The organism is Colwellia sp. E2M01 (genome assembly GCF_018860585.1).
Lineage (GTDB): Bacteria > Pseudomonadota > Gammaproteobacteria > Enterobacterales > Alteromonadaceae > Colwellia.
Map to the genome: position 1 here is coordinate 14692 of NZ_JAHKPR010000034.1, position 13187 is coordinate 27878.

At 36.9% G+C, this 13187-nt stretch carries 11 protein-coding genes and 1 pseudogene; 3 read left to right on the forward strand and 9 right to left on the reverse strand.

The features are described 5' to 3' along the window. Nucleotides 1–109 precede the first annotated feature (109 nt). From bioD to bioB, 4 genes are all read right to left on the reverse strand, one after another. A complete protein-coding gene (gene bioD / locus KO502_RS07575) occupies nucleotides 110–880 on the reverse strand; it encodes a dethiobiotin synthase (RefSeq protein WP_216021973.1) in 771 nt (256 codons plus the stop codon). Nucleotides 881–1014: 134 nt separating this feature from the next. Then, a complete protein-coding gene (gene bioC / locus KO502_RS07580; RefSeq protein WP_216021974.1) occupies nucleotides 1015–1812 on the reverse strand; it encodes a malonyl-ACP O-methyltransferase BioC in 798 nt (265 codons plus the stop codon). Continuing rightward, nucleotides 1812–2981 (reverse strand): 8-amino-7-oxononanoate synthase, encoded by a 1170-nt coding sequence (locus KO502_RS07585; RefSeq protein WP_216021975.1) that lies wholly within the window; start codon nucleotides 2979–2981, stop codon nucleotides 1812–1814. Before KO502_RS07585 ends, bioC begins: the two co-directional genes overlap by 1 nt. Nucleotides 2982–3062: 81 nt before the next feature. Beyond that, nucleotides 3063–4127, reverse strand: coding sequence for a biotin synthase BioB (bioB, locus tag KO502_RS07590; RefSeq protein ID WP_354668311.1), 1065 nt, complete (start codon nucleotides 4125–4127; stop codon nucleotides 3063–3065). A gap of 219 nt (nucleotides 4128–4346) precedes the next feature. Between bioB and bioA the strand changes: the two genes are divergently transcribed. Further along, the gene (gene bioA, locus KO502_RS07595; RefSeq protein ID WP_216021977.1) at nucleotides 4347–5684 is read left to right on the forward strand and encodes an adenosylmethionine--8-amino-7-oxononanoate transaminase; all 1338 of its coding nucleotides are present in this window, start codon (nucleotides 4347–4349) and stop codon (nucleotides 5682–5684) included. 75 nt (nucleotides 5685–5759) lie between these two features. Here the strand turns inward: bioA and KO502_RS07600 are convergent, their stop codons facing one another. Next, nucleotides 5760–6581, reverse strand: a complete 822-nt coding sequence (locus tag KO502_RS07600; protein WP_216021978.1) for a hypothetical protein — start codon at nucleotides 6579–6581, stop codon at nucleotides 5760–5762. A 213-nt stretch (nucleotides 6582–6794) separates the two neighbouring features. Next, nucleotides 6795–7910 carry an ankyrin repeat domain-containing protein gene (locus tag KO502_RS07605; RefSeq protein ID WP_216021979.1) on the reverse strand — a complete coding sequence of 372 codons (1116 nt, stop codon included), beginning with the start codon at nucleotides 7908–7910 and terminating at the stop codon, nucleotides 6795–6797. Nucleotides 7911–8069: 159 nt separating this feature from the next. On the opposite strand from KO502_RS07605, the pseudogene KO502_RS07610 reads away from it, so the two are divergent. Next, nucleotides 8070–8306 (forward strand): annotated as a pseudogene (locus tag KO502_RS07610) (aminotransferase class III-fold pyridoxal phosphate-dependent enzyme); the annotation flags it as partial. A 436-nt stretch (nucleotides 8307–8742) separates the two neighbouring features. Here KO502_RS07610 and KO502_RS07615 read toward each other — a convergent pair. From KO502_RS07615 to KO502_RS07625, 3 genes are all read right to left on the reverse strand, one after another. After that, nucleotides 8743–10011, reverse strand: coding sequence for a S41 family peptidase (locus tag KO502_RS07615; protein ID WP_216021981.1), 1269 nt, complete (start codon nucleotides 10009–10011; stop codon nucleotides 8743–8745). 41 nt (nucleotides 10012–10052) lie between these two features. Further along, nucleotides 10053–10469, reverse strand: coding sequence for a hypothetical protein (locus KO502_RS07620; protein WP_216021982.1), 417 nt, complete (start codon nucleotides 10467–10469; stop codon nucleotides 10053–10055). Between the two features lie 348 nt (nucleotides 10470–10817). After that, nucleotides 10818–11216 (reverse strand): hypothetical protein, encoded by a 399-nt coding sequence (locus KO502_RS07625; RefSeq protein WP_216021983.1) that lies wholly within the window; start codon nucleotides 11214–11216, stop codon nucleotides 10818–10820. 427 nt (nucleotides 11217–11643) lie between these two features. On the opposite strand from KO502_RS07625, the gene asnS reads away from it, so the two are divergent. Next, nucleotides 11644–13044 carry an asparagine--tRNA ligase gene (gene asnS / locus KO502_RS07630; RefSeq protein ID WP_216021984.1) on the forward strand — a complete coding sequence of 467 codons (1401 nt, stop codon included), beginning with the start codon at nucleotides 11644–11646 and terminating at the stop codon, nucleotides 13042–13044. The last annotated feature ends 143 nt before the right edge of the window (nucleotides 13045–13187 follow it).

Below are 13187 nucleotides of genomic sequence, written 5' to 3' on the forward strand. Positions count from 1 at the left end.
AAAGGAAGAGTTATCTGCAGAAAAATTACTCGGATAATTTCTTCACTTTTTAGTATTGGACTTAGCATAAATGGAGGGTTAAATAATAAATTGCGTATACAGAATAAAGTTAAGAAAATAACGGCGCTAAATCAATTTGATTTTCGGTACGTTGAATTTTTTGCTCGAAACTTACTTTATTGTTCTGTTCATCAATATCCGCGATAAAATCAAACTGGGCAATTTTCGGCACAGGCAATAGTTGTTCAAGCTCCAAAATATTTTCAGTTAAATTACTCATTGGCTCTTCACTGGCACAATTCGCAACCCAACCAATACAAGTTAACCCGTCAGCTTTAATTGTTTCATAAGTTAATAACGCATGGTTTAAACAACCTAATTTCATATTAACGATTAAAATTACTTGTAGGTTTTCTGTAATAGCAAAGTCCGACAAAAATTGATATTTGCTTTCTTCACTATCGACACGTCCCAATGGTAAACGCCAACCGCCCGCCCCCTCGGTTAACACAAAGTCAGCATTACTTTTTTTAGCTTCTGTTTTGACTGACTCATAATGCTGGCTGATCTCACTAATAGTAATTTTCTGATTATGTTTTTTGGCGGCAATATGTGGCGCAATAGCTTCTTCAAAAGCGATTGGATTAATGTTTTGAATACTTTGCCCGCAATTAGCAAAATCACTGAGCAGTTTTGCATCTTCATTAATTAACTGTCCGTTAATTAACTCGCAACCAGCCGAAATAGGTTTAAACGCTGCTATTTTTATTGATCGTTTTGTTGTTAAATTTTGTTGTTTTGATAATGCATAGATAATTGCACAACTAACAAAGGTTTTTCCCGCATCGGTATCGGTTGCAGTAATAAATAATTCTTTCATTTGAAATCTTAAAGTTTTGAGCTAAAAAATAGAATGGCTATACACTATGGTTATACATTTATATAGCAGATAACTCGTTTGGTAATTAATCAGGAGTTAACGTTAAAAATAAAAAATAACCTTTATATCAAAGGTTAATGATTTAACTTAACCACTAATCCTGAAAATAATCGATAGGTAGCAGGGTAAATACCATCTGGCTCTAAAAAGTCTTGATAGTGTTCGGTCATTTTAAACCACTTATCTTTACCAGAAAGCCCGCGGTTTTTCTTTTCTGCTAAATGGTTTGCCCCTAAGCCTTTTAATTCACGGGCTAAATGAATCACATTTTGGTATTCCAAAATAATATCTTGACACTTTTGCTCTATCAACATAGATTTTTCATTGTGAAATAAAGTATTTATTTCTTTTACCGTTTTAAAATCAATCACGTGTTGGTCTTCATCAACTTTCGCCCATGAAGATTTTAGCTCGTGTAATGTTCCGTCAACAAGTGTGGTAAAAATAATTAGACCACCCGGCTTTAACACACGCAACATTTCAGTTATGGCTTCATCAAGAGGCTCAAACCACTGGATAACTAAATTGGAATATATAAAGTCAACGCTGTTATTTTGAAGTGGAATTTTATGTGCGTCACCTTGTAGCCATAAAATGCTTTCTTTTCTATTTTCTTCAGAAAATTTAAGCATCTCAAACGAGATATCTAAGCCAATTACTTGTTTATAAGTACTCGCCAATAAGTCGGTAAAAAAACCAGTGCCTGAGCCTAAATCTAACACGGTAAGATCATGACGGTTTGGCAACCAAGACATTAAGTGTTTACCGGAAAAACGTTGTAGCCTTGCCGAAACATCATAAGATTTACTGGCAGATCCAAAGCTTTTAGCAATATTTACTCTGTTGTTTTTTTCTTGTTCTATATTTGCCATTAAGCTATTGCCTTATTAATACATCCCGCTAGGTATATGATATCTTTAGTGTTGTGGTTTGCGCATATCGTAACGCGTAACCTAGAACTATTAACTGCAACCGTTGGTGGACGTATTGCTGTTAACCATATGCCTTGTTTTTTCAGTAAATCACTTACCGCTAATGCTTTTTTTTCATCACCAATTATAATGGCGTGAATTGAAGATTGTGTAGTGATTAATTCAATATTATCGGCGAGTAAACGGGTAAATAATTCACTTAATTCACTAATTTTTTCTCGTCGCCATTGCTCTTTTTGAGCTAATGAAATACTGGCTTTAGTTGCCCATGCAATCGCTGGCGAAATCGCTGTTGAATAAATATAGTGACGTGAAAAATTAACTAAATAATCATGTAAGTTTTCATCGCAGGTTATAAAAGCGCCACTCGTCGCTAATGCTTTACCAAAGGTTGCCATAGTAATATCAACATTAGCAAGACTATTACTGCCCTGTCCTTCACTGCCAACTATACCAATGCTGTGTGCATCATCTAAATAAAGCCATGCCTGCTTAGCTTTTGCTAATTGAGCTAATTCGTTAACATTGGCTTGGCAACCGTCCATGCTAAAAACACCTTCAGAAGCAATAAGCTTGTTTGGTGATTGTTCACGACGCTGCAACAGGTTTGATAAATGATCAATATTATTATGGTTAAAACGCTTAACGGTTGCATTACTTTGGTAAGCACCATCAATCATAGACGCGTGACTGAGTTTATCAAGAAAAAAATGACTACCCGCTGTTTTGCCTAAAGCATTAAAAATAGCTAAATTAGCACTAAAGCCGCTAGAAAAGAGTAAACATTTAGGTTTATTCAACCATTGGCATATTTCATCTTCAAGAGATTGATGTGCATAATGATAACCGGTAACTAGACTTGAGCTGCTTGCACAAGTGCCAAACTTATCGGCGCCTTCTTGCAGAGCTTGATTGATTAATGGGTGATTATTTAAACCTAAATAGTCATTAGATGAAAAATTAAGATAAGACTTATCATTAATCACAATCATATTGTCATTAATTACGGTATTTACAACGCTACTTTCTATTTGAGCACAAACCAGTTGACGATAACGAGACTTAGTTTTTTGCTCGTTAACGTCGGCGCGAATAAAATCAAAGGCCATATTTATACTTTCTCAGGGTAATTTATCAGAATAAGGTATTAGCCATTCTGATAAATTTACGCACTAACTTACTCGTTATAATTACACTGAAGCATTATAGAATAAGTCACTGTGCTGCTGATCAACAATAGCTGTTTTTAAGATTTTATCAGATAATTCGGTATCGCCTGCAACTGTTTCGGTATTGATACCTAGTTTTTCAAACAAGGCGATATCTTGATTAGTTTCAGGATTTTCAGTAGTTAATAATTTACAACCGTAAAATATTGAGTTAGCGCCAGCAAGGAAACACATAGCTTGCATTTGCTCGTTCATCGCCGTACGACCTGCTGATAAACGGACATGGCTTTGTGGCATCATGATACGGGCAACGGCAATACAGCGTATAAAATCAAAACTATCTAAATCGTCAACGTCTGCTAAAGGTGTCCCTTCAACCTTAACCAGCATGTTAATTGGTACACTTTCAGGTTGCGGGCTTAGGTTGGCTAATTGAATTAATAAAGATGCGCGATCTACCGCTTTTTCACCTAAACCAACAATACCGCCACTACATACTTTCATACCAGCACCACGAACATTGTCTAAGGTATCTAATCTATCTTGATAGGTACGTGTAGTAATAATTTGGTTGTAATGCTCAGGGGACGTATCTAGGTTATGGTTGTAGTAATCTAAACCTGCGTCGTTTAATTGATCTGCTTGTTCACCTGATAACATACCTAATGTCATACAAGTTTCCATGCCAAGCGCTTTTACACTTTTTACCATATCTAGTACGTAAGGCATATCACGCTCTTTCGGGTTACGCCATGCAGCGCCCATACAAAAACGGGTTGAGCCCATTTCTTTAGCACGTTGTGCAGCTTCTAGTACTTTTTCAACCGCTAATAAGCTTTCTTTTTCTAAATCAGTTTTATTACGAGCACTTTGTGAACAGTATTTACAATCTTCTGGACATGCACCGGTTTTAATCGAAAGCAAAGTACTTACTTGTACTTCATTTGGATTAAAGTTCTCACGATGAACCGTTTGCGCTTTAAACATTAGATCGTTAAAAGGCATAGCAAATAATTCATTTACTTCTTTTAAATTCCAATTATGGCGTACGATAGAGTTTACTGACTGGGCTTGTGACATTGTTATTTGCTCTGCTTAAAGTACTTACGACAGTACTTATTTATAAATAATAAGACGTAAATAATAGTTAAAAGGACAATTTATTTTTAAGCTCATAATTTGGTAATTAAGGCTATAAATTAAGGCTATATATGACTTAATTGCCAATTGCATCTAGTTTGCTTAACAGGTAGTCTAACCACACTTTTTATGATGTCAACGACACAAGAGACTCTTAGTTAACAAATGAGCAATAAACAATCAACACTACTCTCTGAACAAAACTCTTTGTTGCAGTTTGATAAAGAAAACGTATGGCACCCTTATACATCTATGTCTGAGCCATTACCAAGTTATTTAGTAGAAAGCGCACAAGGCGTGATGATTAATCTCGCAAGTGGCGAGCAACTGATTGATGGCATGTCGTCTTGGTGGTCAGTTTTACACGGTTATAACCACCCTATTTTAAATAAAGCATTGCAAGATCAGGCAGCTAAAATGTCACATGTGATGTTTGGCGGCTTAACACATCAAAGTGCCATCACTTTATGTGAAAAGTTAATTCGATTAACCCCACAGGGTTTAGATAAAGTCTTTTTATCTGATTCAGGCTCGGTAAGTGTTGAAGTAGCGATGAAAATGGCTCTGCAATATCAGCATGCTGTTGCCGCTAACAATAAAGCGCCCTTAACAAAAACTAAGTTATTAACCGTTAAAAATGGCTATCACGGCGACACCTTTGCTGCCATGTCGGTTTGCGATCCTGTTACTGGAATGCATCAAATATTTGAGCAAGTACTCATGCAACATTATTTTGCACCTGCACCAAGTATTAAGTTTGGTGAAACGTGGTCAACTGATGAAACGATTGAGTTAACTAAGTTGTTTGCCAATCACCACAATGAGATAGCGGCTTTTATCATTGAGCCTATTGTACAAGGTACAGGTGGTATGCGCTTTTATCACCCTGAGTATTTAAAAGCCTGTCGTCAACTGTGTGATCAATATGATGTCTTAATGATTGTTGATGAAATTGCGACAGGTTTTGGCCGAACAGGTAAGTTATTTGCGTGTGAATGGGCTGATATTAGCCCGGATATTATGTGTTTAGGTAAAACTTTAACTGGCGGCTACATTACCCTTGCTGCAACTTTATGCTCTAGCCATATTGCTAAAACCATCAGTAAAGGTGAAGCGGGATGTTTTATGCATGGTCCAACTTTTATGGGCAATGCCCTAGCCTGCGCTGTAGCCAACGCCAGCATTGATTTATTGATTAAAAACGATTGGCAAGCGCAAGTAAAAAATATTGAAAATACCTTAACTACCCTACTTAACCCGTTAATTCATCATCAACGTGTTAAAGATGTGCGAGTATTAGGCAGTATTGGCGCGGTTGAATGCAAGCAAGCGGTTAACGTAGCTAATATTCAAAAACGATTTGTTGAATTGGGTGTGTGGATCCGCCCTTTTGGTAAACTTATTTATATTATTCCGCCACTTATTATTACCACCGAGCAATTAACGTGTTTGGCCGGTGCAATAGCGACAGTGTTAGCAGAAGATGAGTGTTTTTCTAGTTAACAATTAATGACTGAGTTGGTTAATTATTTACGAAAGTAAGTAGCCAACCATTATTTGCCCTGCTTTACGGGCTTGTTAGCCGCTTTTACCGTTGAGACAATTAATTAAAAGGTCTAAGTCTCTAGCTTCATATATTTTATCGTAAACAACTGAATCATCAGTTGTAATCTCATAATTAATATTTGAAAAAGATATCGCAGTTTTTCCCCACTCTCCAAGTTCACCGTCGAAAAGAACTATAAGAGTTTTAAAGCAAGTTGATATGTATCTATAAACTTCAAAAGGAAATACTCTTCCATCATCGTCATTAGTCCTAACATTTAAATCGCACTTCATACCAATACAACTTAAAATACGATCGGCTACCTCACATATTTCAACAAAGCGACATAGTGTTTCATTTTGCATTTTAATATTGGATTTATAATCTGTTAATAGTGAAATAAGCCCCTCTATTTCAGTTGATAAAATTAACAGAAAACCTGAATTTAAACTAAAGTCTCCGAATTTAGCTGAATCATAAAAATTATGGTAAGCAACCATACTTTTAGTTTGAATTGAAATATTTTCAATGTAGCCTGCTTCAATATATTTAAGATTATTTCTAAAGTGCTCAATATGATTTTTATATTGTAAAAGTTGATTGTTGTTTTTTAACTCTTTGAGGTTTTTATTTTGTAAATCTATTACGGTTTCTTGTTGGTGAAATCTGAGGTAAGAAAATAAGACACCCATGAGCACGAAAAAACCGGCGATTAATCTAAATGCTTCGCTGTACTTACTTACTAATTGAGAAATACAATTATTATCTACATAGTTTAACGATACTAATAATATTAAAGATATACATAAGATAGATCCAACAATCAAAACTACCTTTAAAATGAACTTACCCAATACTTACTCCGAAATTTGACTTTGAACAAACGGCTAACGCCTGAATTCAGCGGCATTTGATGCGACGCCTGTTTTTGCGGAAGAAAAAATGGGTGGCGGGTCAAATGTCCTCTGCAATGATTTGTTGGGCGTCAACTCACCCATGCTCTGAATTTATGAAATTTGCTAAATGCAGACATTAGATTCCAGTCTTTTTTTACTTCGATATTACGGTTAGTACCCCATAGCGGAACCGGTAACTTCCAGAATGCCCATAATCACGCTAAAAGATGAACCGCCTCTTTCTTCTGACGTCGTTGTCTCGACAGGAGCAAGGGCGAGGAGTTGACGGCGTTTAGTTTCAATCCGCTGAAAGCTGCCAGCATAGCTTTTTGCAAGTCGACCTGTACTGTCCGGTCGATTCAGATCTGCTCCGAGCTCAATCAAAGTGGCTGCATAATCGTTCTTATCGAAAAATCGCGCCATGTGTAAGGCTGTTACTTGGCGCGTTTGGCGGTTGTAGGCGTGCGGGGAACTGGCATCGTAAACAACTGACCTCGACACTAGCTTGTTTGCCTGTGCGCCATATTGAACCAGCATTTTCGCCGCGGCTGAGGCCATCACTTGATCAGTATAGATAGCTAGGTTGGTTAGCATGGTCTCTTTAGCGTTTAAGTACGGATATTCCGTGTTGGGATCAACTCCATGATCGAGCAAGATTTTTAGTAGTGCCAATCGCTCAGACGCCGTTGATCTATTTATAGTTAGATCATGTAACACATCAAGTTGCATTGGCCTGCCATATTCCGGCAAGACCATGGGGTCACCACCTAAAGCCAGAAGCTTTTTCACTCCGCTATTGATTTCGGCTTGAGTACGTTCGTGCCTAAAGGAATACTTCATGGAGACGTACCCGGAACCGACGAGGTAATGCAGACAGTTTGTATAGTTTACTTTTTGAACAGGATAAGTCTTCTCCAGCAATTCCATAATATCGAATGCCCCTAATCCACAGGCCAACTCAGCTGCAGGCACATTGACTGGTGTGGCTCTGAACCCACCTTCAACCGGCCGATGCCAAATAGATACGTTGTGCACTGCATCCTGCGAAATCAAATAGCGAACCGCGTCAATATTTCTATGATAGATTGCCGGCGCTGTGGCATTCGGATATAAATCACCCGCACTAAAAGGGCTTTCAGCCTGCAAAATGTAAGGGTTGTTTTTATATCGCTTAAGTTCGTCAGCTCCCCCTCCCATTAGAGCATTGTTAATACGAACAGCGTCTGCAGCATGGTTGGCACAACCCGACAGCAGCAGTGCAGAAAAAAAACAAATGAGGTATCGCATGATTTTAGTTTTCCTGTGTGGGAGGAGTGCTAGATTATAACTTACTATGCTACCCATGATTACGTCAATCAATCAAAGTATATCGCTTTGAAAAATAAAGTTAGAACAGTTTAAAGAACTTACTATGCCACCCATGATTACGTCCTTTCCCCCTTAGTTCATCATCAACGTGTCAAAGATGTACGAGTGTTAGGCAGTATTGGCGCGGTTGAATGCAAGCAAGCGGTTAACGTAGCAAATATTCAAAAACGATTTGTTGAATTGGGTGTGTGGATCCGCCCTTTTGGTAAACTTATTTATATTATTCCGCCGCTTATTATTACCACCGAGCAATTAACGTGTTTGGCCGGCGCAATAGCGACAGTGTTAGCAGAAGATGACTGTTTTTCTAGTTAACAATTAATGACTGAGTTGGTTAATTATTTACGAAAGTAAGTAGCCAACCATTATTTACCTTGTTTGTTTGAAAAACTTGTTATAAGCCACTTACTCTACACTATTTCTTAATATTTTTTGAAATAAAAGCAAGTAGTTGTTCAGAGCTTTGAATCGTTAAACGCTGCTCTGGAATCTGGTGCAATTTAATATTTAAGTACTCAGGTAAACGACCACAAAACCAAATTGGAATCGTCTTGATCTTCGATAATAGTCCAGCTACCTTGGACGCTTAGTTTTGTTCCGGCTTTATTTTGCAGTGCTTGAAGAGCGAGGTAGACTGTTTTATACCCGATAGAGCTGCTTTCATTGGAAAAGGACGGAAAAGCGATTAATGCGCTCAAGAACGCTATAGATATAATTTTCACTAAACTCTCCGTGTTACATAACACCAGGTTCACCGGCTTGTTCGGTGAAACCCTTTGTTAGCTTCTGCATTTGCCTCTGACTTTTTCACGTCATTTAAAACCCACTCTAAAATATTATCTTCTCCAGCAATGTATGACTCCCATGAATACTTTACTTTAACATCTGGAATCAAGGGCTCATTAGGTTTTCCTTGCAGTCTGAACACCCTTTTAGAGTAAGAAATCATCAATCCAGAATGTGGCAATTCGAAAGTACCCATATCTTGTACTCCATTAGGATTTGACCCTGTTGGTTCACCAACAATTTTTGCGTTTAAGAGCTGTTTGAATTGAGTTGCATTTATCGTAGCAGCTGAAAAGGTATCTTTATCAACAAGAGTGTATACACCATTAAGCCAATCAATACTATCAGCTAAATTTAGATAGTAAGCCAACCATACACCAACATAAAAATCTCCTCCCCAGTTTCCCCTGAGATCAAGAATTAGCTGTCTAACATTATTCTCGTTAATATAATTTAAAAGATTTTGGCCGAATTTATCCATTTGTTCAAAAGAAGGATATTGACCAAATTTCACATAGATTGCATTACTGTTTAGAACCATTCCATACCATAACGCATCAATGCCTGCCCCCTTAATTTTTTCCAGCTTTGGTTTGTAAACTTGATATCTTAGCAACTCCATATCTGACGATGTTGACTGCAATTCAATTTCTATTTTTTCTTGTCCTTTTAAAAAGGTGAAAGTGGAGATTTCTTCGCTATCAATCAGTCCCAATTCAAACAATAATTCTGAATACCTTATATATTGGGAGATTCGTTGCTGTAAAGAATTTTCATTTTCAACAAATTGAACGACTTTTGAAAGTGTCTTTTTAAGCTCTTCTATATTGTATTTTCCAATATGAGTAAATTGCGCACCCAATATGTTTTTATTTTCTTCAGCTATTCCAATGACTCTCCAAGTACCTGAATCATCATAAAGCTCTATTGGGAATGTTTTGAGGTCGGTGTCATTATGAAAGTGAACCGCAGTATGACCATCACCAATTTTTCTTGCAATCTTCATTAATTCTACAATTATCTTTGTATCACTAATGCTTTCTACATCTCTCTTCAAGATTGATATTTCATCCAGAAATTCTTGCTCTGATATTTTCGAAAAAGGGTTTATATGGTTTGATACCAGCCCGTTGTAAAACGAATCAATATCATTTGACCAGTTTTGTCCTCTATCACACCACCCGTAAGCGGGTAGAAAAATGGCTATCAATAGATAAATTTTTATATATTTCATAACGAGAAACTTAAAGTAGAGTTGAATTGACTTATAGTATTTTACTCGGTGCAATTAAGTACATCTGAGTGGGAACCTAATAAGTCAAATGTGCCACTAGGATCTTCGCAAATACTCGAAGAAATACTTCCTTCACCATGGCTATCGTAAAACCAAGACTCAACAACACTACTTGAACTCATTGATATAGCGTAAGACACAGTAGAATCAAAACCCTGAACATTATAAAAGGCATAGAAAGGTGTGTTAAGAATAAATGAGCCTGAAACACATGTATTCACCGTAAATGGAGATTCGTTAATCTCGACTTTACCGCAATAAATAGCCTGCTTTCCTGCTGAGTTGACTACCTGTTGCTCAAAAGATTCGATTGGTGTGGATAGTTCAGCATCGTCATCTTCATTACACCCACTAAGTAAAGCTAAACCAAGAGTACAAATAAGTGTTCTATATTCCATTAATAATATCCTTTTTATGATGAGTTAAATAGATTTTGATAATATGTAAAATATAATCTGACAGTAATCAATTATTACTGAATGACGCTCCGACTCTATTTTACGTATAACAGCTTATTAGACAGGAAATAATCCTTTTTTCTACAAAAAATCATCTAACATTAAATTTATTAGGCGTTAAATTATCGCTTTAATCCATTATTATCAAGTTCTTATTTACGTTAATCATTTTACCTATTTAAAGCCAATCTTATTAATACAATTTTTAGGTGAAGGCGTGCAAACCAACTACACCTAGGGGTGAATGATAATTAAATAGGGATATTTATGACGTCAGTATTCTTAAACCTAAGATTTAATATTAATAAGAATAAACACCAACCAAATCATGTTTACGGTGATTAAAAACAGTAGGTTAAAATGAGCATTGTCACTTTGTCGTCTGCTGCGGTATTTATCAACTAACAACGCACAATAACTGCCCAATGCGCTTAACCATAACAATATGTATAAATACCCTGTTAATGGTGTTAACCAAAACTGGCGTACTTCAATATCATAATAACGTAGTACACCATATTCAGTGTCAGGTGCGGCGTAATATGCCATGACTAAAGCCATTAAAAACATTACCCAGCTAATAATCGTTAAGCCTATTTTAGCGTATACCCAAATGTCTGTTGCTTTTCGACGCTCGGTGCTACTCTTCGATTGAGTATCAACAGATTGTTCTTCGGTTTGTGTCATAACTATTAACAGCCTTATGTGAAAGTAATATAATCGCTATTTATACCGTTACCATTCAAAGTGCTCGATTTAAATTACCATTGAAGAAGTACATGAATAAAATCTAACTTAGCTGCTATTTAACGGCAAGTTAATTACGAATTCAGTATAACTTAACCCCCAAATTGTTTTAGCTTGATTACTTTTGGGGTCTATTTAAGCCGTTTTTCTGCTGTTTTGACGGCTTCTATACAATTAAGCATTGCATTTATGCCTTGTCACGGTAACATGACACCCAATTTTTAGCATAATACCGTAAGCATAATATAAGTAGATTTTAACACCCCCCATTTAATCCATGTAAATAACTCATGTAAATTTAAGTGGAGTCGCATGTTAGGACTATATTTTGCATTTCAATTCATTAAATAAGTATAAGAGGTCATTAATGTCAGTTATAGCAATTACTGATGTATTAGCAGGAAAGTTTCCAGTTAATGAAAGCATTACCGTACACGGTTGGATCAGAACTCGCCGTGATTCAAAAGCAGGTATTTCATTTTTAGCATTACATGACGGCTCATGTTTTGACGCTATTCAAGCTATCGTACCTAATGAACTCGACAATTATGAAAGCGACATTCTTAAATTAACTACAGGTTGCTCGGTAAAAGTAACAGGTGTGTTGGTTGAATCTCCTGGCCAAGGTCAAGCGTTTGAAATTCAAGCAACGGCAGTTGAAGTACTTGGTTTTGTTGAAGACCCTGATACTTACCCAATGGCGGCTAAGCGCCACAGTATTGAATTTTTACGAGAGCAAGCACACTTACGCCCGCGCACTAATATTGGCGGCGCAGTAACTCGCGTTCGTAACTGTTTAGCACAAGCCATACATCGCTTCTTACATAGCAAAGGTTATTTTTGGATCAGCACACCACTAATTACTGGTAGTGATTGTGAAGGTGCTGGTGAGATGTTCCGAGTAAGTACCTTAGACAATGAAAACTTACCACGTAACGATAAAGGCGTAGTTGATTACAGCAAAGACTTTTTCGGTAAAGAGACCTTTTTAACGGTATCTGGTCAGTTAAACGTTGAGACATATTGTAACGCGTTATCAAAGGTTTATACTTTTGGCCCAACATTTAGAGCTGAAAACTCTAACACAAGCAGACACTTAGCTGAATTTTGGATGGTTGAGCCTGAAATCGCCTTTGCTAACCTTTCTGATGCGGCTGATTTAGCAGAAGAAATGCTGAAATACGTTTTAGCAGCGGTTTTAGAAGAGCGTCCGGACGATATGGCCTTCTTCCAACAGCGTGTAGATAAAACTGTAATTGAGCGTTTAAACTCTGTAATCAATACTGAGTTTGTTCGTCTTGATTACACAGACGCGATTACTATTTTAGAAAACTGCGGTAAGAAATTTGAAAACCCAGTTTCTTGGGGCGTAGATTTAAACTCAGAGCATGAGCGTTATTTAGCAGAAGAACATTTTAACGGTCCTGTTGTTTTACAAAACTACCCGAAAGATATTAAATCATTCTACATGCGTTTAAATGATGATGGCAAAACCGTTGCGGCAATGGATATTTTAGCCCCAGGTATTGGTGAAATTATTGGTGGTAGTCAACGTGAAGAACGACTTGATGTATTAGATAGTCGTTTAGGCGAAATGGGCTTAGATACTGCAGATTATTCTTGGTATAGAGACTTACGTCGTTACGGTACTGTGCCACATTCTGGTTTTGGTTTAGGTTTTGAACGTTTAGTAGCTTACGCAACTGGTATGCAAAACGTTCGTGACGTAATTCCTTTCCCAAGAACGCCAAATAACGCAGCATTTTAATCTGACGATTTAAAAGATTATACTGCACTGAGTACAGATAAAACTGTAAAAGCTCAATCAATAAAAAATAAAAAGGCGACATCATATTTATGATGTCGCCTTTTTTATATTATCGGCTAATTAATATTCTCAGCTAACGCCTT